Below are 24,708 nucleotides of genomic sequence, written 5' to 3'. Positions count from 1 at the left end.
TTTGGCGTTAGCCACGGTTTCGTCAGCATCCACGCTCTGGCAAGCGTAGCTACGACATGCAAACGAGTCGAGTAGCAACGCAGCAGGCCGGAGCCTAGAACCGTGGGCTCACGCCAATAGCAGGCTGTGTGTCGGCCTCCGGCCCGGGGGCGATTGCGGCTCGCGGGGTAAGAGATGTCGACGTGCAAGTTCAGTGTCACCAGCCCTCCCCGGAAATCTCGCTGAAGGCTCGATTTCCGACCCTCCCGACGCAAGCTGGGAGGGTGAAGCACGGAGCGATCAACGACATTAGAACAGCGTGACGAGGTCGTTGTCGCCGCGACGTTCGCGGCGGTCGTCGGTCAACTCGGTGAAGAACGCGTCCTGGCCTTGATCACCGTCGGAATTGTCGGTCGCTCCGTCGCTCGAGATCGCCGCCGAGAGATCGCTGATCAACGTCGCCATTCGATCGGCCACTGACAAACTGGTTCCGGACCAGCGATCAAGGATCACGTCGGGTTCGGTCTTGCCGGCATCGGTTCTCATGAACTCGGTGATCATCAAGTCATCGCCATCGCCGCCGTCGAGCCGATCGGCTCCCCAGCCACCAATGAGCACATCGTCGCCGTCGAAACCGTACAGCCGGTCATCGCCGGCACCACCGTCAAGGAAGTCGTCTGCCGCACCGCCTCGGATCTTGTCATCTCCGGCACCGCCAAACAGCCGCACTGGAATCGTCAGTTGACGATCCGCCGAGAGGTCATCACTGCCTTCGCCGCCGTACACATCGATGCGGCTGATGTTGGTGTAGGTGGTTCTTGTCCACGCATCACCACGACTGTGCCGGACTTCGACCGAGTTGGGTTCGCGGCGAACGTCTTGCAGCTTGATGTCATCATTAAACTGGCTACCGCCCAAGATCAAAATGGATTGCCCGGGATGATCTGGATCGGGGACGATGCGAATGTCTTGCACGTCCAGCGAAACCGAAGCCGTGCCCAACCCGTTCTCACTATCGGTCGCGGTCAGAGTCGCCGTGTACGTACCGGCCAGTGCGGGCAAAAATTCAAAACTTGCTCCCTTGCCAATCGCCACGGTTTCCCCGGCCGCGTTTTTCACTTCCCATAACAACCGCGGTGTTGCTCCCGTAGGCAAATCGGTAATCGCTCCGGAAAGCACCATCGGTTGTCCGGTGACGGCAACGGTTGTTCCGGTCAACGATGCAGTACGAGCCACCGGGGGTGCGGGGGCATCGGGTTCACCGTCGCCGCCATCGGCTCCGCTACCCGATCCACCCACGGCCCAGCCCGCCAAATTGTCGGCTCCGTTGGCCGCATCCAACAACAACTGAGTCGTCGTCGGTGTCAGCGTCGTCGAAACGAAAACGCCAATTGCATCATGCAAATCGAGTCGTGGATAGTCACCCCCATCGCGACGAACTTCGTTGTCGCCGGTACCACCACGAAGACTGTCGTTGCCGTTGCCACCGAGGACGACGTCATCGCCCGCTTCGCCATTGAGATTGTCATCTCCGGCACTTCCCATCAGCACGTCGTTGCCATCGCCACCGTTGATGGAATCGGCACTGACCGAAATGTTGACGCGCCGAAGCACGGGATTGTCGACAAATGATTCCATCGCATCATCAACGTACGCGACGACGTAGCCGGCGCGACGTAGGGTCACGGATTGACCGGGATTGTTGACAACAAACGGCGCGACAACCGATGCGTTATCACCCAACAGCGTGTCATCCCCGACATTGCCATCCATGTCGTCTCCGCCGATTTCCCAGCGACCATCGATTGCGTTGTGACGCGACTCGGGAGCCATCGCGTCGGTGGTTGAGGTGGCGTGGCGTGCTCGGCCTAAGTGCGTATCAAAACTGCGTGGCACTTCGTTGCGATCCGCGTTGGAATATTGTTCCAATACCACCTCGACATGAGCATCGAGGTCTCGCAACTCGGTCGCGGTCGTCGGTGCATCCAACACCAACGGAGCGGCGATGACGCCATAGTCGCCGATCACCAAGTCCGCTCCCTCGTCGCCTTGGATATCGTCATTGTCGAGCTCGCGATCGAGCGACGGAACGTACGCGATCCGGTCCAAGGGAGTACGACCAGCGAGTTCAGCGTCCATTTTCACGAGCCGCAAACCACGTCGCTCGGCAAGTTCACGTTCCTGCTCGCGAGCTTCGGTCCACAATTGCGTTTCAACCGCTTCGATTTCATCTGCCGTCAATCCTTCGACGATCTTCGTGTCCGGGAAATCAGCGGTCGTTCCGGTGATCAACGGGGCCACGATTTTTGCATCGCCGCCGACGATCGTATCGTCACCTTCATCGCCACGAATCACGTCGTTACCGACGATGATTTGGTGGTGCTCGACAAAGTCGATTCCAAATCCGCTGACCGCAGGCAACGAAGGACGTGCGGCCGCGGCGTCGGCAAGCAACCGATCGATCACGTCAAGGTGAGCGACGCTGACCCATTGCGATGCGTCGTCGGCGATCGTTTCGAGATCTGCCAAATGCTGCTGCAGTGCGGCCGATTTAACGACAACCGATTCGCTGCCCGAAAGCGTCCGGGTGATCGGCATTGCGTAGGTGGCATTGTCGCCAACCAGCGTGTCGTCGCCGTCGCCACCTTCGAGATGGTCGTTGCCGACTTCGATTCGCTGTTGGTCATTGACCAAATGATCAATCTCGAAGTTCACGACGCTTTGGTCCAGCGCAAGTCCTTCGAAAGCGTACATCACCCCCGCGACCGCGCCGGTTGCTCGATCGATCGCTTCGTTGATCGGCGTGAGCCCCGTTTGCAGGTCGCTGCTGACGATCATCTTGTCACCGAACAGCAAATCGGCACCGTCGTCACCAAACAGCGAGTCATTGCCATCGAGTTCACCAGCGTGACCGATGAAGTGAGGCGTCATCGAGATCGCCGGTGAGAGCAACAAATCGTCGCTGGTCTTCAAATCATCTTGCCCCGCGATCTCAGCGAGTTTTTTGTTAACACTGGTCAAACGATCCCAACGAGGACGCTCGGCCACCAAGTCGCCTGGCTCGGCTACCATCTCGGGCACAATCACTTGCCCGAATCCTGGCAATTCCACCGTGATTCCGGACAACTGGTTTGCCGTCGCATCCACGCCGATCAAGCGGATCGAGTCGACCATTTGCGGTAGATCGGTTTCCATCGGGGCAGTGTTGATGCCGTGATCGCCGATCAGCGTGTCGTTGTCGTTGCCACCACGCAGCGTATCGTCGCCTCGTTGGCCCAACACGATGTCGTTGCCGTCGCCGCCGTCGACGATGTCATCGTCGGCATCGACCAAGTCGATCAGAATTGCCACGGTTTGCCATTGGCCAGTCAGGTCGTCGGTGTTTTTCCACCCGTTCGACAGATTGACGCCGGACAGCACGACGCGGTCGGCGGCGAGCAAACGTGCAGCCAAGTCGGATGGCGGATTCGCCAGCCCCGTCGGGTCGATCGGAATGATATCGGTGATGCGGCCGATTTCTTCGGTTAACAAATCGCGGTGCCACGTGCCGTCGCTGTTCAATTGCGGAGTGCCATCGTCGTTGAAATCACGAAGGATCTGGCCTGCATCGGCAAGAATAAAGTCTTGTCCACCCTCACCAAAGATCGTGTCGCTGCCGAGGCCGCCGATGATCTCGTCATCATCGTCACCACCATGAATTTCGTCGTCACCGCGTTGGCCGCGAAGGATGTCCATCCCGCCACTGCCTCGCAGTGTATCGTTGCCTTGGACAAAATCGCGATCATCAAACGGTTGGACTTCGCGAATCACAATCGAGTCAAACGGAGCGAGGTAGGTTTCCCAGGTGCCCAGCCCGACACTCAACAGCGTCCGCGTGATGATCCCGTTGTCACCCAAAATCACGTCGGCTTCGTCACCGCCGTCGATCGTATCATCGCCATCGGCACCGAATGGCACGTTATGTCCGCCGACGATATCGTCTTGGCCTGTGCCACCGTTGATGGTGTCATTGGCTTGGCCGCCAAAGATAAAGTCATCGCCACCATCGCCGTCGATTTGGTCGTCTCCGCCACCATCGGCTGCGGTGATAAAGCGGCTGACGACATTGCGATCGACGGGGCGTCGGTAATCGATTTCGGCATGATCACCAAACAGGATGTCATAGCCATCCCCACCATGGATTTCATCGCCTGCGGTACCGCCGATGATGATGTCATCGCCGGAACCGCCCTGAATCGTATCGACATCACCGAGCGTTGGATCAATGGTAATGATTTGATCCAGCGTCGTCGGATCGGAATCAAACGCGGTGAATTCGACTCGCCCGTTATCCCCAAGGATCACGTCTTGCAAATCGCCTCCGGTGATATGATCCGAACCGCTACCGCCAAGCAAGATATTAAAGGCGTTGCCAGCGGTGATGGTGTCATCGCCACCGATGTTGGTCGTGGTGGTGGCGACATGCGTACGAATGCCGCTGGTCGGATCAAAGACGGCGATTCCTTCATCGCCGATCACGATATCGGGCAGCGTGTCGCCGCCAGCCAGCAGGGTATCATTGCCGGCACCGCCAAAGATAATCTTTTCGCCTTCGCCCGCCGTGATGAAATCGTCGCTGCCGTGCGTCGGTTCATTGGTCTCGAGTTGCACCAGGATCGAGACACCGGCGGACACATCAAAGTCGGCATTGCCGTTGTCGCCCACGATCAAATCGTTTCCGGATTCGCCGGTTAGCGGCGTCGCGGCGCGATCAAAATTGACGTAATCGGTCCCAAATCCAGCGAAGATGATATCGTTGTCCTCGTCACCCGAAATCATGTCGCTGCCGCCGATCGATGGCGATTTGGTGCGAACCGATTGCACCAAACTTGCAACGGCCGTTCCTGTGACCGGAGCCACGGCGGCCCGATCGATCACGCCGGTATCGCCAAGCAGGATATCGTTGCCTTGTTGGCCCGACAAATCATCGTCGCCGGCACCGCCAAAGATTTGGTCGTCGCCGAGCCCGCCACGGATCACATCGTTACCACCGGCGGCATCGTTAACCGTCAGGATCAAATTGGCTTGCCGAACCACGCCATCGGTTTGGTTCTCGGGATATGTCGAGATGCGATAGGCGCTGGTGGCGTCGAGCGTTTCGGTAAAGTCGGGCGTGATACTGAGCGAGGTTGCATCGCCACCGGTGATCAATCGCGGCGTTTGCAGGAACCCGGTACCGTTGTTGATATCGACGTATAGACCGACCAACCCAATATCAAAGCCATCGGCGATCGGGAATGCCGCGTTCGCATCGACCAGGTTCGCGTCGTTACCGAAATCGCCAGTCACCGTGCCGCTAATCGGCTGAGGCGTCGTTCCCAAACGCGTGACGATCGGGTGATTTCCGTTGCCATCATCGTCGCCAAAGAAATCGACACGTCCTTGGTCACCGAACAGGATATCTTCGCCGTCGCCGCCAATGATTCGGTCATCGCCGAGTCCACCAAACGCAACGATACCGAGAGTCGATCCGCTGGCGTCAATCGTATCGTCACCGTCTTGGGCGTTGACTGCGAAGGCACCATCGGTCTGGTTCGTGATCGTGTAGGCATCGCCAGAGACTGGAATTTCGCTCCACACTCCATCCAACCACAGCGTGTCGGCCGTGTTGCCAAGGATCGTTCGTTGCTGCACGCTGCCGGCGGCATTGGTCATCGTCACTTTAAACCCGATCATGCTGTCGTTGTTGCCAAACGGTGACGTTGCATCGACCAGCTTTGTGAACTCGGTTGCCGATGCGTTCGCACCGCTGGTCACGGTTCCGCCGGTGATTACAGCATCATCCAGCTCGTTCAGCTGGACGTTGACCAAATCGCCCTTGCGATTGGTCACAGGCCAATAGACATCGTCGCCGGAATTGAGGAACGTCCATGTTTGATAGGTCTCGTCGGCGGCCGTGTTCGGATCATCACGACGAGTGTGAGTGCCAAGTACGTGGAAGTCGTTGTTGCCGCTGCCCAAATCGACCTGCAGCACTTCCAAGTTTCCGTAGCTGATTCCGCCAGCACGCATCCGGCCACCGATGGTGATATCCGGCCCCATGTTCAGTCCCCACAAACGGGAATCGGTCAGATAACCGGTGCTGTCCGCTGGGCTGTCCTCGTCGTGGATGAACATGTAGTCGACCGAGTTGGACTCGGTAACGAAGAAGTTCAAACTTTCCGAAGTGATGGCGTAGCTCTTGATCAAATCGTCCGAGCGGATAAAGAATCCATCGATGTCGGCAGCGATTGCGGTAAAGTCGGCTGCAACCGTGATCGTGATCACGTCGTTGCCATTGTCGACGGCACTCAATATTTCACCTTCGCCGGTTTTCACGCCAGCCGCATCGGTGACTTCCAAGTAGCGACCAAGCAGGTCATCGGCACTACCGATCCCCAGCTTCAATTGCTGTTCACGTGACAGCGTTACCTCGACATCCGACGTCGCTCCGGGAGTGATCGTGCCTACGGTGTTGCCGCCGACGCCAAAACGCTCGTTCAAACTCAGCGTGACTTTGCCGCCGCTTACGGTCGCTGCGGTGATCAAGCGGAACTGGCCCACGACCGGATCATTCGGGCTGCCCGTGGTCGCCGATGGGAACACGCTCAACCAGTCGGTGGTCGGATACGTCGCGACCACTTCGATCGTTTTACCGACCAGGTCACTGACGTTACTGAGATCCGATGCCAGACCCAACTGCGTCAATTGCTCCGTCGTCAGCACAGGCAGGTTCACATCCAAGCCATCGACTGACTCGACGTCGCCGGTTTTCTGTTTGACATTGGTTTCGTAAGGGAATTTTTCTGGAGGTCCGATGCCGACCAACGAACCTTCGCCACCGGCGCCATCGACGACGACTGGGCCAAGGATCTCGCTGAGCGTGTTAGGTCCGTCGGCGAACACCTTGGTATCGCCACCGTCAACCTTGGCATCGTCGATCGCTCGCACACCGATGCGAACCGGAGTGTCCCAGTTCGATTCATCAAAGCTGATGATCAAATTGTCGGGATTGCTCGGATCGACACGCACTCGGTCGGTCGGCAGACCGTCCAAGTTGTAGATCGTGACCTGTTTCGCATCGGTCCGAACACCGCCGGTGCGAGTGGTCTTCGTGATTTCCGGAGTCACGGTGACTTCGACGCGTCCCGAACCGGTGCCGTCGTCGGGAGCGGCAGTCAGCACCAATTCATAACTGTCCGTTTCGAACGATTCGATCGTGCTGGACGTCACCAACAAGACCGCGGGCGTCGTGGTGGTACTTAATTGATACGTCCCGGTCGAACCGCCAGCGGCCTGGGCCGACACATAATAAGTGCCGGAAATGGTAGGCACGTAGGTGATCCGAGCGTTGCGATTGGTCGCGCCATCGACATCATCGTTGGTGATGATTTCGTTGCCGTTGCTATCGATCAATCGCAGCAGCGGGTTCGCGAGCGTTCCATGACCGGTCGCGGAACCTTGCATATCGAAGGAATAGCTGTTGCCAACCGACATCGAGACGGCATACCAATCTTGATCGCCCCCCGAATCGATCCAAGTGACGGAGGAATCGGGAACATACAAGCGTGCCGGTGTCGTGGCGTCGCCAGGAATGTCGTGCGTGAACTGGGTGCTCAGCGTGTAGCTGCCTGTGCGATTGGAGTAACCGCCTGCTGACAATACGTACATTCCGGAGGTGCTGGGGGTGAACACCAGACGCGAATTCAATCCAACGCCACCGTCATCGTTGTGAGCGACACGGCGGTTGGAGCTGTCAAACAGCCACAGATACGGATCGGGATTGGATCCTTTGCCTGTCGCCGAACCCTCGAGGTCAAACGTATAGCTCGTTCCTGCGACCAGGTAAACCTGGTGGGCTTCGCGTTGGTAAGCGACGGCGATCGTGCCGGTTGCCGTGCCAGGAACTGAGAAACCCGCGACCACATCGTTCGAGATCGTCAGCGTGCTGGTGTTGTCCAGCGACACGCTCCAGGTGCGGTCCAGCGTCAACGTGGTGGCGGTATTGCGAATGATCGTGGCGGTTTGTCCTGCACCGCTGCCACCGGATACGGTGACGGTTCGATCGACAAGGCTATTGTCGGCAAACGAAGCCCCGCTGAATTCAATCGTCAAGAACGAAGCGGCTCCTTCGACCACATCGGTTGACCCATCGGTTTCGCGCACTAGCACCGTTGGTGCGTCCGCATCACTGGTGCGGACCAGCACCGGTTGCGTGAACACGTCCTGGTACCCAGGATTGTTGTACGTGTAGCTGACGTGCAGATCGCTGCCCAACACGGTCGTGATATCGCCCCCGGCGCGGAACACGATCTTGTTGCTGATCGATTGCCACACGGGCTTGCTTGCCGTGCCCGAGGGTACTAGCGGATCGTATTGGCTCAGAGTTTGACCATTGTAGGTCACCGAAGTGATCGACAGTGGCTGTTTGCTTAGCCCGACAAACTCAACCGACTCCCCATCGGCAATCTTAAAATCATCGGTCCTATTGAGCACCGCATCGACGTCGGCCGAAGTCGTTACAAATTGGATCAGATTGGTATGAAAACCTTCTCGCAGAAGATCATGCGAGCCGACCACGACGACTTGTTGAGCGGTGTTCCAGTTCGCGGAATCGAACGTCAACACGTTTCCAGCAATGGGGCTGCCGTCCAGTTTCTGCAGCGTCAATTGGGTGCCATCGTATTGCAGCGTGACGTTCACCGCCGCGGTCGGTTGACGTGAAAGTTTGACAAGCACCACGTCGCGTTCGCCCAAGTGATCACCGTCACCTCCTTCGATCACCGAGGTAATCGTGTCAAAGTCCTTAACCACGGAACCGGTGACACTCGAGTTGATCCCCTTGGTTTCATCGACGATCAGGCTGGCTTCGTCGTTGTCGTGAATTTCCACACCGACGCTGGCGACCGCCAACCCGTCGTAACGAGCGATCCGATACAAACTTTCTCCGGCGACGGGATCGGTTCGCCAATCTCCGTTCAGAATCAGTGTCGTGCTATTCAATGCCCCCAGCACCAAACGCTGCTGGCCGGCACCGGGTCCGCCGACGATTTCGATCGTAGCGCCGCGTAGCCCTTCGGGACCGAAACTTGCATCGGTAAAGTCCGCAGCACTGGCGGTAAACGTCGTTCGCGTATCCAATTCCGCGGGGAAGCTTGGATCGACGGGCAGCCCCACCGGACTTTCGTCAATCCCGGTGACTTTGCCGATCAACGCGTCATCGATACGGATTTGGAATTTACTGTCGACATCGGGCGAATCGCCTTGCTTCCAGCCTCGGTCGAGTGTCAGATTCAGATCGCCGAGAATTCCTTTGTGGAACGTCGCGGTGCTGGCGTCAGCGGTAAACTGCAAATCAAACGAGACCCGCGAGGTGCCGTAGTAACCATCAAAATCGTTTACGTTTGTCGACGGCGTGAATGACAAATCAATGTGCCCATCGTCGAGCATCGCTTGCAATTGGGTTTGCGTCAGTGCAATCGACGCCGTCATTGGTGTAAACCAGCGTCCATCGCTGCCACTGAAGAACGACTGGATTTCACTACCATCGACATTGACGGTCAAGTATTCGCTGGTTTGATCAAAGTCGCCTTGCACGGTGATTTTGAGGATGCCCCCCGAGGTGACATCCACTCGCTGGTCTCCCGGTGTCAAATCCAAGGCGAACGTAGCGACATTGGGCGAGTAGATTGCGGTTTGCGAACCGGTCAAGGTGACATTGCCTTCGGCCCCGGTAATGAACCGGCTCTGCCCCGTGCCCAAACCGTCGACGATCGTGACTTGGCGACCGAGCAGATCGTCAATGCTGTCCAAGAACGGGTTCGTCGGATCCAACGGATCGATGATCGAGAAGGTGGCATTGGCTGCTGACAACGGATTGCCCGACAACGTGGTGCCGTCCAAGTCGATGGAATACGTGCTGGCCACATCGGGCAACTGGCTGCCCGCCAACCATGATCGATCCACGGTCAATTGCATGTTCCCGTCGACCAATCGAGCGTCGTCGATCCGGCGTTCTTGCACGGTCACGCCGTCGGCCAGAGTGACTCGAATGGTTTCGCCCAGGAATTTGTAGAACGGTTCGTTGGTGGCAATCGTGATCGTCGGCTGATCAACCACGGCCACCGGTTGGCCTTCGACGGATGCCGCACTGGAAACGACTAAGTGATTGACGACTGCGGATTGTTTGCCTTCCAAAGCGGCATCGTTGTAAGTGAACGATGCACTTTCGGACAATTCAGGCCGTGTGAACAGCAGCCCCGTGTCCTGTTGAGTGACCCCGTCGGCGCGGATCTCCACTCGTTGAGGGATCATCCAATTATCGGCGGTGAATCGCAGGGTCACAGCCGAACCATCGGCCTTCTCCTCTGCTCCGCTCGCCGGACTGGTCAAACGGAACGCCAGTGCACCGAGTTCGCGTCGATCGGGACTCGGCAGCGGGGCGAGTGCTTTGACGAGCACATCAAAACCGAGCAGCGGGGCTCGCGTGAGCACGACTTCGTAATAATCCAGCAGCGATGCATCATCCGTCGATGCCGTCTCGCTGATGATGCTCGATCCACCACTAGTGCGAATCGAGACAAACGGTTCATCGTTGTCAGCAACGTTCGTGGAAACGCCAAACAACTTCAAATCTTGGTAACGCAAATCGTTCGAAAAGGTGACATCGTTGGCAATGATCCCACTGTGGCCAAGCAAGTCATTGCTAACAACCGGCGGTGTGTCGCCCGACATATTGAACGTGTCTTCGCCGAGCCCACCAAAAAGTTCGGTCAAGAACGTGACCGAGGTGCTTTGCACAAAGAAACGATCATTGCCCTCGGCACCATCCACACGTAGCGATTCAATGTTGGTGAAATCGATCGTCAATCCGGCACCGTAAACCCCGGCATTGGTGATGACAAAATCGTCGCCGAATTCGGTCCCGATCACGGTCAGCGTGTCAAATCCGTCGCCTCCGTTGATATGAACCGGTGCATTGACAGCGTATTGCACAAGGTCCGCTCCGGCACCGCCGGTGATGTCGGTACGAGCACGTTCGGGTTCGCGTGAACCAACCAGTGCGAACGCACGGACTTCGAAATCGTCGTCCCCTTCGTCACCGTTTAGCGACAACACGGCCTTGTTGTGGAACACGACAAAGCGATCGTTGCCAAGTCCGCCATTGACGGTCATCGGCGAACTGATGCCGTTGGACAGAAAACCGCGAGTGGTTTCGATGGTGGCAAACACATCGTCGACCGAAACGTTGGCGTCTTCTTCGTTTCGTTGACTGCGGAATAATTGGCCGATTTGGAAGGTGTCTTCGCCCCCTTCGCCATTGAGCGTGATTTCGGCGGCGGTATCGTCGGCGGCAAAGTAATCGTTGCCAAGGCCTCCGTTGACAACAATACGCTCGACGCCAAGGTAGTTGATCCGCTGGACGGCGGGATCATAGGCTGGATCGGTCGGAGCGTGATCGGGATCGCTCAACATCGCGACAAACGCGTTGGATCCACTGACGCTGGCTCGCAGCAGGAAGTGGTCATCAAACAGAGTCCCGATAGCGACAAAGATATCGGTGTCTTCGGCTGGCCCGCTCTCGACGATTTTGATCAGCGAGTTGGCTTTTCCAGCAACGAACAGCACTTGATAGGTATCATCACCGGATTGGCCATCGAGGATATCGTTGCCATCGCGTGATTTGATCAAATCGTCGCCATCGCCTCCTTGGATCCGGTCGCTGGCCAAACCGCCATCGAGCGTATCGTTTTCGGATCCCCCTTGTAGCAAGTCATTGTGTTGTTCGCCGTACAGCGCGTCGGCGCCCGCGCCACCATCGATGGTGTCGTTACCGAAACCGCCAAACAGCAAATCGTCGCCATCTTCGCCGTACAGTGTGTCGGCATCGCGTCCGCCTTCGATGCGGTCACGTTGGGCACCGCCGCGAAGCGTGTCGCGACCGATACCACCCAGGATAATGTCGACGCCCGTGCCACCTTGGACCGTGTCATTGCCGGTTCCGCCATCGATTAAATCGTCGCCGTCGCCGCCATCGATATCGTCATCGTCTCGCCAACCGCGAATGATATCCGGTCCCGCGCCACCGCGAAGCGTATCCGCTCCGTCGCCTCCGAACAGGATATCTGCTCCGGTTAGCACCCCTGCTTCGTCGTCACCCCACAGCGTGTCATTGCCGCCGGCGCCATCGAGAATATCGTCGCCGCTACCGCCAACCAATTTGTCGTTGCCCGAACCGCCGACCAGGATGTCATTGCCGTCGCCGCCATTCAGATCGACGCTTAAAAACACATTGGGCATGACAAATACACTGTCATTTCCCGTTCCGCCAACGCCTGTGATGCGAACCACGTCTTTGAATTCTTGGTGGAAATGACGTCCTGAGACCACGATGTTTTGTCGCCCGGAATCATCGGGCGCACTGGAGGCACCGATGTACAGTGCGGTGTCTTGACCGTCATGAAATACGAGCGTCAGCACGCCGTCGCCGCCTCGGTTCCCTAGCACGATCGCCGAGTAGTCAGCAGGATTCACAGGGATCGTAAACCCAATGGTGATCAGGTTCACGCGGATATCGATCAACTTGAAACCGATCGGCAGCAGCGGAAAATCGCTGGCAGAATGGGTCAGAAAAATCCCGACCTTCACACTGGCGAAGACATCTGCGCGGACTTCGATCCGCAGCCCATCATCAAACGCATCGTCTCCGTCGCCGGAATAAGTCCCCGCAGAATAGTTTTGCGTAAAGCTGGTCAGAATATCAAATTCATTCGCGCGGACACGTCCATCGCCGTTGGGGTCGTGAAAGTTTTGATCCTGGCCGAGATGCAGCGACAACTCAAAACCCACACGGGCTTGGATAAAGTCCTTCAGCGCTCCGCCAGCGATCACCAAAAACGGATCGACAAAAACACCAAGTCCGACGCCTCCGAGAATTCGCACTTGCGGTTCATCCATCCACGTGCTGGCGCCGCTGGCCCCGAGTCCGCTGGCGGCACCCGATTGGCTGCCTGCTCCGACGTTCAAATTTCCGATCGCGCTAGGATTCGGTTCGACGCCTTCGAAATCGTCAAAGTAGAATCCATCGACGATATCGTCCGCGTTGCCGGTAATGCCAAGCCGTTTCAACCCGGTGGTGTCAAAGGCCATTGTGTAATCGGCGCGGGCTTCGAAAGAAACCGAGATAAACGGCACCGCATACTTGTAGGAATCCAGTGGTTTACCAACGACCTTGGCGACCGCTTTGTTGACGAGCGTTCCGATCGTGCTTTCCCACGTCAATGGTTGCAGGTGATACAAGATCAACGACAACTCGGGAGTGCTATAGGTCATCAGATGGCTGTCCGCTTCGGAGCGTCCATCAAACCCGGTTTCACCGAGCAATAACCCAAACGACTCTTCAAAAATCGGCAACGCGATCGCGTCATACGTCAATCCGGATCCTTGTTGAAAGTGATCGTTGTTGATGATTTTGTTCGTGAACCCACCGATCCCCTCGACTTTCTTTCGTCCAGGCAATAATTGGGTGGCCACCAAACTTTGCGCCGCCTCGTGAGCCGAGCTCGACGTGTCGCGAGCGATCGCTGCGATTTGACCTAGGATCGAACCGGATCGCGAACCATCCGCGTTCTGCACGGCGATATCACTGCCACGGAATCCGACAAACGACCCTGTGGTCGCAAACGTTCCGCCGCTGATCGTCAGCACGGTATCGCTGACCGAAGCGATCGTATACGTCCCTGGATTGTTGTCTCCGGTGATACGGATCGTTTGCCCGACGGCAAAGCCGGCGTCGATCCATGTGGCACTCTCGGCACTTGTCAATGTGATCGTGGTCGCTGAGAAGTTCACGTCGATCGCGCCGGTCATCCGCAGCGGCTTGTCTTTGAGCGATCCAAAGCTTCGTTCGGCGTTGACGCTGGGGTCAAACAAATCGCCCGATTGGCCTCGCGCCACCGATCCATCGACAACGAAGCTGCCGATATCGATCCACTCTTCGCCAGTCAACATCATGATCGGCAGCAAGGTGATGTCGTCGAATTCTCGGTTTTCAAACAGATCCGAAAAGAATTCGCCGATCGCGTCGCGTTCGAACGGTTTGCCTCCGTCGGCCAACGCACGAAGCGCTGTGGCGGCACCGGTGAAGTCCCCGATCTGAGTCTCGCCGCCAAACGTGCCGGGAGCACTCGCGTAGGAGGTTTTGCCAAACAACAGCGACACAATCGGCATCGCCTCGCTCTGCAAAAAGACCAAAAGTGGATCGACCGCTTCCAGTGCGACGCTCATCCGAGTGATCGCAGGACCTAGAAAATCGCGAACAAAACCGACCACCTCGAACTGAACATCATTGAATGCGATTGACGGTGTGCTCGTTTCGCTGAGCAACGACGACGTCACATCCCAATCCCAATTCGTGATATCCAATTGCATGCGATACGGCGGAAACGCGGCGCCGGTAGGCAGATCGGTCTCGAGATCCAATGAAATCGGGTTTACCGTGAACTCCGCTCCCACCTTCTCGCTGATACTCAACAACGTTGGCAGCGGGGCCGCACTGAATCCAGTTTGTGGAATGTTGGGAAACGGGGCCGCAGCAATCAGATCGTTCAGCGACAACCGCGGGGTGCCAATGACCGAAGGATCCAAGAAATCGATTACAAACGTGCCAGACATCTCGGATTGTTGTGGCGTTTGATCCCAAACCCGAAACGGCAATACGCCCATCGTGGCGGTCATGCCATGCAGTTCATCCTTTCGCACAATACCGGTCGACGAGGTTTCGTTTTGCAGTACGGTGTCGACTGTGATCGTTCGTCCCGAAGGATCAATTGCCAGGATGGTGTAGACACCGTTGTTATTACTCGTGCCGGTGATTGTGATCGAATCACCGAGACGAAAACCATCGTCGACCCAACTACCGCTGCTGCGAGTGATCTCGTCACGCAGATCGATCGTAAACGTCTGAGGTGGCAGATTCGCAAACTCGAGTAACTTCGGCGTGAAGTTTTCGGTCACGTCGGTGAACGTCAAACTGGGGCGTCCGGTCAGCGAAACCTGATACACCTCGATGCTGATCCCACTTTTCGGACCTTCGGCGACCACGCGGTCAAGCGAACTGGAGGTCGGAGCAAGATTGGCATCGGTCGACTCGAGCGTTAATTCCAAACCGAACGGATCGATCGAGGCGATCACATATTGGCCGTTGTTGGCGTCCGAATGACGAACCTCGATGATTTGGCCGATGCGGAATCCATCGAGGATCCAATTGCCGGAATCACGGCTGATCTTGGGAGCTCCGGTCACGGGATTGGTGAACGTCAATTGAGGGTCGCCCGTCATCGACACGGCCGCTTGCGGCAATGCGACGTCCAGGACAATCTCTAGATCATTGGCACGCTGGACGTCGATGTAGACGCCATCCGCAATGCTGACACCGACCGACAACGGCAAGTGAAATCCGAGCATGACATCGGCGAGTGCGTCAATTTCTAACCCCAGCCCCGGCAACAACAGATCAAGATCGACCGGGGACTCGAGCGTTTCCGTCGGAGCGACCAAGTCCATTTGAAACTCGACTCCGACGACGAGTTCGCGTCCCTCTACCGTCACTGAATCGGTGACCATTTTGACATCGTCGATGTTGACGACACTGTCGCCGGACGCAGGGTCATTCTGTAACCAATCGAAGCCCCCGGGACCAAATGCGTCAAAAATGCCTTGACGCACCGAGTCGATCGAAATCGACTTGCCATATAAATTCAAGTTGTCGACAACCGAATCACGCATCTGCAACAGAAAATCAGCGGCCTCGGCCAATTGGTTGCCGACCAACGGCAATTCATTCCCTAACAACGAGGTGTCTAGCGCCGCGTCAAGCTTGGTGAATAGGTCATAAAACCCAAGCTTAAATCCGTCCATCGTGTCGGAGAGCGAGAAATTCTTGGTCAGATCCTCGAATGTGGGCCAGTTGCCGGCGCCGCCGACAAGGTTCGTCGTCAGCGAACTGCTGCCGCCGGCGGGAGCGTTGATATTGCTGACGCTGGCGGTAATGAACGGCACCGTCGTGGGCGCATCGCTGGGGATCACTTGCTCAGGAAAGGCTAGTTCAAATTGGGCATCCAGTTCACCTGCCACCTGGATCGCCGTCGACGCAGCCGAAGCAGCATCGCGTGCTTCGCTTGGCGATGTCAACGTGGTGTTGGTTTGCAGGTCGACCGTGTAGGTGGCCGGCGCGGTGGAGGCCCCGGCTCCGTCAGCGTCCAGAATTACATAACCACTAATGACTTGGGCGGGCAGACTGCCCAGCAGCGTGGTGAAGGTCAACGCATCATCATTCACACCTTGAATGTCAAACGAAGCTTCGGTGCCCGAACCGGATCCAGCGGCTCCGGCTAGAAACGGCGATGGAGCATTTGGATCGGACAAATCAATCCCAAGGCTGACTTCAACCACCCCGTCCGCATCAACTTGCATCGGGGCAGCGCTGAGCGTATCGACGATCGCAGCGACCTTCTGCAGTCCCTGAGCCGTTAAATCGATCCCCAACTTGGTCAAATCCAAGGAAACCGGAAGCGTCGTGCTGATCGCGTCGAGATCAAGCTGCAAATCGAGCATCAAATGTTTGTTCGCTGCATCGAAACTTAACCCCGCAACCAACGAGGCACCTTCCAAAGGCGCGGACAATTGAGCATTGAGCGACTGTAGCGATTTGGGCTGCAGTTCCTCAGGCAACGCTTTTAGTTCTTGCACCCGATCCTGGAACGCTTTGCCAAAACCAAACAACTCTCCGAGACTTTTCGAGAAGCCTGGCAACCGATCCGCCAGCTTCGATTGCGTCTGAAGTTCGACAAGGTAATCGCCCACCGAATCGAGATAGTCAAACATATCGGCGAGCGTGAGGTGCTCGACGGCGACAAGCAGACTTTGAACATCATCCACTGCGGGAATGACCGGCGTGACGATTTCAAGATTGTCACGCACGTTGTACAGGTTGCTGATATCGACCTCGAAATCGGTTTTCAGCCCACTGCTGACTCCCGTGATCGCGGGCACCGGCTGCAGCTTCATGTTCAGATCGAGCGAGTTGGTAAAGTTCACCTGGTCGTTGACTAACCAAGGGAACGGGTTGCCCAAACCGCCCCACAATTGCCCCACCGTCGATGGTTCCAACGTCAACGATGCTGCGACCTTGGATGTCGCACTCGCGATCGTCAAATCCGAAAAATCGACCGCCAACGCGCCGTAATGCCCGCTACCACTGGCCCCCGATGCGGATACATCCAGATCGAATTGCAGCGTCGGTGTCGAATCGGACTGGACTTTCAAGTGGGCTGCCGCGGTGTCACCGTGCAACGGATCGCCTCCGAGCAGCTTCGCCGGTGACTTCAGCTCGATCACAAACTCGGGATCCAATTCGTTGCCGGCCGGGGTGCTGAAATCAACGTTCACCTCCGAACCGCTGGCCAACCCAAGATCGGTCGCGGCAAAACTGCCTCCGGCATTGGCGACCGTAAACGTCGACACTGCGCCGGCCCGTCCGCGATCAATCAGCGAGATCGTCCCAGTTCCTGAATCGGTAAAGACTTCGAAAGCAGCCGTCGTCACGCCGGCACTCGTGGCGGCGTCCGCAATTCGGTCCGCCAAATCATTGATCGTCACGGGCATCACACTGCCATCGAGATCGACACCAAACGACGTGCCTCCTCCGCTGAGAGTGATGGTCAAATCAGCGGCAGTCGTGCCGTTGGTGCGAACCACCACGCCACCATTGCCGTCAAACAGCCGTGAATCGGAAACGGAGGCTTGATCCTTTGCCTCGGAGGCTAAACCAAGGCTGACGCGGGCTCCGGAATTGTTCAGCGATGCGACAATCAGCTCGTTAGCGATCGTGTATGTCGAAGTCGCATCGATCGCGGTGTCCCAATCGGAATCCAACGTCAACGTATCGGCCGTGTTGGCAATGATCGTTGCACTTTGCCCTGCGCCGGTGCCACCGGTGATCGTCACGACGTGTCCCACCAAGGCGTCTGCGGCAAACGATGTAAACGCAGCGGTGTCCAAAAGTTCGTCGACTGCGGCGCCGCTTTCCGCAGTGCCGGTAATCGAGGCTGCGGTTGACGTCCGATCCACCAACACGATCCCCGCATCGGCAATCTGTACATCAAAATCCCAACCCGCTGAGAACGACGATGAACTTGGCAGCGTCAAACCGGCCGCCGTCGCTGCCGCTTCGATCTTGCCAATCAAGTCACCCAGTGTCACCAATGAATGTTCAATCGCGGTAAACGTGCTGCCGCCGAAGTTGCGTTGTTCTGGTGCACCGTCAATGCCGAGTGAGGCGGCGGACGTACCGGTCACTGCCAAAGCGGGCGCGCCGACCGGCGTCGTTGCATCGATCAAACTGAGTGTGCCACGCGCCGCATCAAGGCTGGCGAATCCCGTCAACCGGCTTGACACTTCGTAGTTGTCGCCAGCGGTAGGTGGCGTGTTCCAGTCGCTGCTCAGCGTCAATGTGTCGGCGGTGTTGGCGGTGATCGTCGCGGTTTGCTCGCCGACAACCACTTGACGCCCCACCAAGCTATCGACCGCTCCGAAGGGTGCCGAGGAATCGATCAACTGATTCGCAGCGGCGCCTGCTGCGACGGTCCCGGTGATCGCGTCGGCGACATCGGCGGCGGCTCCGATGGCTTCGACCAATTCACCCAGCGTCACCGGTGCCGCGTTTGTCGAAGCCACCGCAGCATCCAAATCGACGTCAAAGGTGGTGCCATCGTTCAAGGTGAACTGCAAGTCGGCGCTGGCGTCACCCGAAGTCGGCACGCCCGCGCCTGCGTTGAGGCTCGCCAGTGTGACCGAGGCGAGCGTGGGATCAAAATCAACAGCGAACGTGGTCCCATCGGCAAGATGAACGCGAATGTCGTCGACACCTTCGAGCAGTGCGACGCCGGCACCCAAGTTCAACTGCGAAATCGGCGTCGATGACGACAGCGGCGTGTCGAAGCCGACGTTCGTCAACGCGAGTTCAAACGGCAGATGCAGTGCCGCGGTGGGATTCAAAAGATCGATACTGCTGGTCGTGCTCAAACCACTCAGCGATCCAAAATCGGGTAGGTTCAGCGTGTCGGTTGAATCCGCAAAGGTCTTGGCGATGTCAAGCGTGAAACGGAACGTCGTCGTCGTCGCGTCATAGCTCATTGGACCTACGGTCGTGTAGGCGGAACCGCCTCCGGTGGGCAGCGAGAGCATCTGCTGAAGCGTTGCAAAGTTTGCCCCGGGGTTGGGTGCTAATTGAATCACCGATTCGTCAGTTTCATCGCCGACGACGTCCTTCTTCACCGCAACCGCGGTCAAACCCAACTTGGCGGCCGCTGCGTAATCCTCGCTCGATCCGTTCTGTTTGGCGGTCACATGAAACTTGTCGCTGTCCGACGCACCACTGGTTTTATCGACCAAAAACAATGCACCATCGGATTCGGTGACGACCTCAAATTTCGCAGTCCCTGGCGATGCGGTTTGGATACGGCTTGCGACATCGGCCAATGTCGCGGTGCCATCGAGATCGACATCAAACGCAGTCCCATCACGCAAAGTAACCGTGAATTCGGGAGCACTATCACCGCTGGTCCCCAACAATGAACTCAATGTTTCGCCCGACTCGGGCACCCCGACGATGTCGGTTAGCGGCGTGGCGGCGGTGTGCGGTGGCAATTCGATTCGCTTGAGAAACTCGTCCTCATACAAACCGTCGACGTCAACCAAATCACCGAGGATGGCGGTGGTCCCTAACAACAGTCGCTCATTCTCAAACGTCTTCGAACCCAACACGTCCAAGTAGCTGCCGAACTGCTGCATCACTTGCAGCACCGATTTGGCGTTGAGGTTGTAAAAGTCCTGGATTCCTAGCGAAGTCAAGTTTTCGCTGAACGTTGGTGTGGTGGCAGTGAACAAATCGTCGCTGAAATGAATCGTTGCGGGGGTGCCATCGGTGACCCCCGTCACGTCGGTTGCCGTAGCGTAGAGGTCGATGTCCAGCTGTGCGGTCGCAGCGGTGTCCAAGGCGAAGACGTTCACTCGATTTGTGTTTTGCAGTTCGTTGATCCGCAGCACTCCGTCGGACGCGCCGCCGTTGGTGCCGTCCATCCCCATCAACGCTTGGGTATTCAATGTGGTGTCGACATCCAAAACGATTGTGCTGGACGCACTCGCCGGCCCGTGCGGCCCGACGCCCAAGCCAAGCAACCCCGCGTTGAGGTCAAACGAGGCATTGGTGACATTCATGTCAGCAGTGACGCTGATATCGTTGTCAAAATCGGCAAAGAAGAACGGCGTGGCGGTGGCATCCACGCCAACGCTGAAATCCCACTGAAACCCAGTGGTCAGATTGGCGGTCACGCCAGAGGTCGTCATCAATTCCTCGAGTGCCCCATCGAGCCCCAGGATGGTCTCGCCAAGATCAAGCGAAACAGCCGAGTGCGTCACCGTCGCGACGACGCTGAGGTCCAGCGTCATCACATCTCCGCTCATCACTCCGGTTGCGCCGACTGTAAACGTCAAATCGCCGGGACCGGAGTAGCTGCTGCCGCTGAGCGAGTCCAAGGCAGTTAGCAGCCCAACCAAGTCGGGATCATCCGAACCTAGGCTAGAAAAATAGGCCGCGATAGGCTGCGTCAGAGATTGGTCGAGAATCTCGCCGATCGGTAGGTAATCACCGATCGATTGACCTACCAGCTCGATTTTCTCGACCAGCTTGTCAAACGACTCAAGCTCGCCACCCAAGTCTGCTAGTTCATCGAGCCCATCAGTGAGTGCGGTTTGGGCGGCGGTTTGATCCAAGACGAGTGGAAGCCCCGAAAAATTGCTGGCCGCTGCATAGCTGACTTCGCTCGAATCACTCGCTTGCACGACGACGTTTCCACTGGACTGAGTCACCCCTAAGGGGACGCTAACGTCCGAGAAGTCGACGGTGCCGCCACCAGCGTCGACGATCGTCGCGGTGCCCCAGGCATCATCGAACTTGAACGTATCGCTGCCGGAACCTCCGCTGAGCGTTGCCGATTTGCCGGCGAAGTTTTTCAGCGTGATCACGTCGTTGCCGCCGGCGGCGTTGACGTTCACCCCGGTGATTGACCCGACCGCGATCGTGACTTTATTGGGATCACTATCGGAATCTGATATTCCACTAGCGGTGATCGGACTGTTATTAGAGATCACATAGTTGCCACCTGAAATCTCGACCGTAAACGCATCGTTGGCATTGTCATTGTCGGTCACCACCAATTGGTTACCGCTGAGTGAAACATCGGATGCTAACAGTCGCCGTCGTTCGAGCGATTCAAACGACGAACGTCGTGTCGCGAGACGGTTGCGAGAGTTCTTTTTGCGTAACGACTTACGAGTGGCGGCAAGACGGGAGCGACGGCGCAGCTGAGCAAGGAGTGAGTCGAGTTTCATCGCTGAAGATCCCAAATCCATTCGGGGAAAATTGTCAATGTCAGCCTTCGTGGCCAACGCAAGTCGGTCAGAATCAAAGCGTCCTTGAGACAATCTTCGCAATTTCCTGACGTTCTATAGAGCTATTAGTAGTCGAAACCGCAACACGGCTCTAGACGAGTTTCACGCTGAAACTCAATCTTTCATTTTCCAATAACGCTCTTTCGGCGAGCGTCCCCATTTGCTAGTTGGAGGGGACAACCGCAGCGGCTTTCGTGAAAAACAACGTTTTCTGTCGCCTTCCTTGCGTCCATGCGGTTGCCCACCGAAGGCGAAAAAAATTCATGAAACCAACATCAAGCCATGTCATCACGCTGACGCCACCCGCTGAAAACTTCGCCACTCGCCAGAAATTCACCATGATGCCGCATCCCACCGCCCCCCAATCGATCGTCTCTCGAGTTCGACCTGCCTTCATTGGTCTCGTTGGGCTGTGTCTTCAATTGCTAGCATTCATGACTGCTCCGCCAGCGATCGCGGAGGAGACCGACGGATTGAATTTTGCTAATTATTTGCAAGAAGGTGAGATCGATTCCGAAGCGAGTGAAACGGCGGAGCAGGTCGTGCAAACGACTGCGATCGACTATAGCGGCGGTGCGGCGGACTTGAGCATCCAAGTCGCTGAATTGCAGGCCCAGATGAGCGAACAAAATTTCGAGATCGCCACGCTTCGCTCGGAATTGCAAACGCCGCTGCGTCACGCTCACAAACCTCAGCCGGCGAAGTGGTTTGTCACTTACGAAAGCGTGGTCGTGCAACCGGTCCAAAGCAACTCAACCGGATTGATCACCGAACGCGAAGACGACGTGTTTTCGCACGTCATGTTCCCTTGGGGGATGGAACACAGCCCTCGAATTCAACTTGGTCGCGAAGCCAATGACGAAACGTTGGGATGGCGAGTTCGCTATTGGCAATTCCGTCACGGAGAATCCTTTGAAGCCAGTGATGCCAACGGGCTGATCCCGGCCAGTTCATTCACACTGGGAACGGTCGGCTATTTGTTTGAAGACGGCGATGCATCCACGGGACTGCAATTCATCGAAGAAGGCGTGTTCACAAGCAGCGTTCGCGCCGATGTGATCGATTGGGAACTGCAGCGACAAATTGTCAAACCGCTGGATGTCTACGCCGGGATCCGCTACGCCAAGATCGCGCAGCGTTATCACGCAATGACCGATGCAGGCAACCTTGACGCCCGCAGTGAATTTCGTGGTTTCGGTCCCACGGTGGCAATGCGATTCACTCATGCCCTGCCGCTCAACACATTGTCGCTGTTTGGCAACGCGCGAGGATCGCTGTTGTTTGGACAAAAGGACTTCACAGCGGTGGACGATGTCAACGAGTACACGCAAGCGATGAACGCCATCGATCTACGATCGTCCGAAGATGCGGTCCACTCGTTCGCTGGAAACGCCGAAATCCAACTTGGATTGCGTTACACTCCGGCAACTTGGTTCTCGATGCAAGTGGCACTGGAAGCCCAACATTTCATGGACGTCGGCGGCGCGAATCCGACTGGCGTGTTCACCGGTCCTGATGGCGGCATGTCCGGCGACAGCCCACTGGATGACAACCTCAGCTTCATCGGCGTCAGCAGCGGCATCGAATTGGCGTATTAAGCCACGCCCCGACGCTTCCCTCCGTAGCGAAAGTCGCCAAGACTTTCGTTCTGACCGCACGGTTTTTGAAGCGGCGATGCGCGAGCACCGCTCCGCGATAAAAGCCACTCGATTAGCACCAAAGTAGATGGCGATGGGCACTGGCCCGCTCGGCAACAGGCAATGCGTCGGATAAGCCGCTTACATGCAAGCGGCTCATCCATTCAACACACACCGCCGGCGTCACTTCGTTACGATCGCTGTGTGCTCCAAAGAGCGAGCAGTTCAACGAGGTGCTCGGTTGCTTCGACCATTTCGTCCAAACACGCAAATTCACGCACGCTGTGGATGTTGTGCTGGCCGCTCGACAAATTTGGTGTCGGCAATCCTTTCTCGGTCAATTGGCTGCCATCGGTCCCGCCTCGCACGATTTCGCGGCTACAGGGGCGACCGAGGTTTTTGAACGCCTGCTCGGCAAAATCAACCGCCTGAGGCAGTTTCTCGAGACCTTCGCGAAGGTTGCGATATTGCCGATAGATTTTGACATCGGCTTTGACCCCTGGTGTTTTCTTGGCCGCCGTTTCCGCTGCTTGACGAACGATGTCGGCGTAGCCATCCAAGTCCTCGGAATCAAACGAACGCAAAATCAATTCCACCGTCGCTTCGCCTACTCCGCCATGGATCGCGTTGGGATGGATAAACCCTTGTCGCTCGCACGTGGTTTCCGGGGTCATCGTGTCACGAGGCAGTTCGGCAACAAAGTCGGCGGCCGCCCGTACCGCGTTAAGCATCACGTCTTTGGCGATTGCGGGGTGGATATTGTTGCCCGTGAATCGAACGGTTGCTCCGTCGGCGGAAAACGTTTCGACATCGATATCGCCGGCGCCACCGCCATCGACGGTATACGCAACGGTCGCATTGAGTTTCTCGAGATCGATTTTGTCGGTGCCGTGACCAATTTCTTCGTCACAAGTGAACAACAAACGAACGTCCCCGTGTTGCAAATGCGGGTTCTCGATCAACGTTTGGGCAAGTTCCATGATGATCGCGATCCCAGCCTTGTCGTCGCCGCCGAGCAGCGTCGTTCCGTCGGTGGTGATCAGGGTCTTGCCGATCATCGAAGCCAATTCGGGAGTATCAGCGAATGAGATTTCGATTCCCGATGACAGCGAAATATCGCCTCCGGCGTAGCCTTCGATGACTTGGGGGGTCACGTTTGCACTGGGGGCCTCGGGCGACGTGTCCATGTGCGCCACCAGGGCGACCGCCGGAGTTCCGCCGCCGTTGGTTGCCGGAACCGTGCCCCAAACCAAGGCGTTGTCGTCCATGTGGGCGTCCGCAATGCTCATCGCAGCCAATTCTTGCTCTAATAGCCGAGCGAGTGTTCGCTGTTTTTGCGTACTGGGATACTCATCGCTGGTGGGGTCCGCAGCGGTATCGATTCGCACGTAACGCAAAAATCGTTCGAGCAACCGTGATGCATTGATCGTGACAGAGGGGTTTTGGTTCATGGTTTGTTGTGGGAATTTGGCCAAGTTTTGATATCTTTACAGCAGGTGACGTCATATTAAGAGAGAATGGCCGGCAATTTAAGTCGAGCCGCGCTCAGAATCGATCGAAACCA

The 24,708-nt window shown here is 56.9% G+C and carries 3 protein-coding genes; 1 reads left to right on the top strand and 2 read right to left on the bottom strand.

Annotated features, from left to right (window positions below):
* Nucleotides 1–288: 288 nt before the first annotated feature.
* Nucleotides 289–21,447, bottom strand: coding sequence for a hypothetical protein (locus tag ABEA92_RS17775; RefSeq protein WP_345685188.1), 21,159 nt, complete (start codon nucleotides 21,445–21,447; stop codon nucleotides 289–291).
* 323 nt (nucleotides 21,448–21,770) lie between these two features.
* On the opposite strand from ABEA92_RS17775, the gene ABEA92_RS17770 reads away from it, so the two are divergent.
* Nucleotides 21,771–23,105: an Lpg1974 family pore-forming outer membrane protein gene (locus ABEA92_RS17770; protein WP_345685187.1), complete on the top strand. Its 1,335-nt coding sequence runs from the start codon at nucleotides 21,771–21,773 to the stop codon at nucleotides 23,103–23,105.
* A 230-nt stretch (nucleotides 23,106–23,335) separates the two neighbouring features.
* Here ABEA92_RS17770 and pepT read toward each other — a convergent pair whose 3' ends face one another.
* On the bottom strand, nucleotides 23,336–24,595 hold the full coding sequence (pepT, locus tag ABEA92_RS17765) for a peptidase T (RefSeq protein ID WP_345685186.1): 1,260 nt from the start codon (nucleotides 24,593–24,595) through the stop codon (nucleotides 23,336–23,338).
* Nucleotides 24,596–24,708: the final 113 nt, after the last annotated feature.

Origin of the sequence: Novipirellula caenicola (assembly GCF_039545035.1) — a bacterium.
In the GTDB taxonomy this organism is placed as follows: Bacteria; Planctomycetota; Planctomycetia; order Pirellulales; family Pirellulaceae; genus Novipirellula; species Novipirellula caenicola.
This window is presented reverse-complemented; position numbering and strand designations above follow the sequence as displayed.

What these genes read in the sequence shown, in the direction of transcription:
- ABEA92_RS17775 (WP_345685188.1), bottom strand. Translation starts at nt 21,447, where the DNA reads ATGAAACTCGACTCACTCCTTGCTCAGCTGCGCCGTCGCTCCCGTCTT.
- ABEA92_RS17770 (WP_345685187.1), top strand. Translation starts at nt 21,771, where the DNA reads ATGAAACCAACATCAAGCCATGTCATCACGCTGACGCCACCCGCTGAA.
- pepT (WP_345685186.1), bottom strand. Translation starts at nt 24,595, where the DNA reads ATGAACCAAAACCCCTCTGTCACGATCAATGCATCACGGTTGCTCGAA.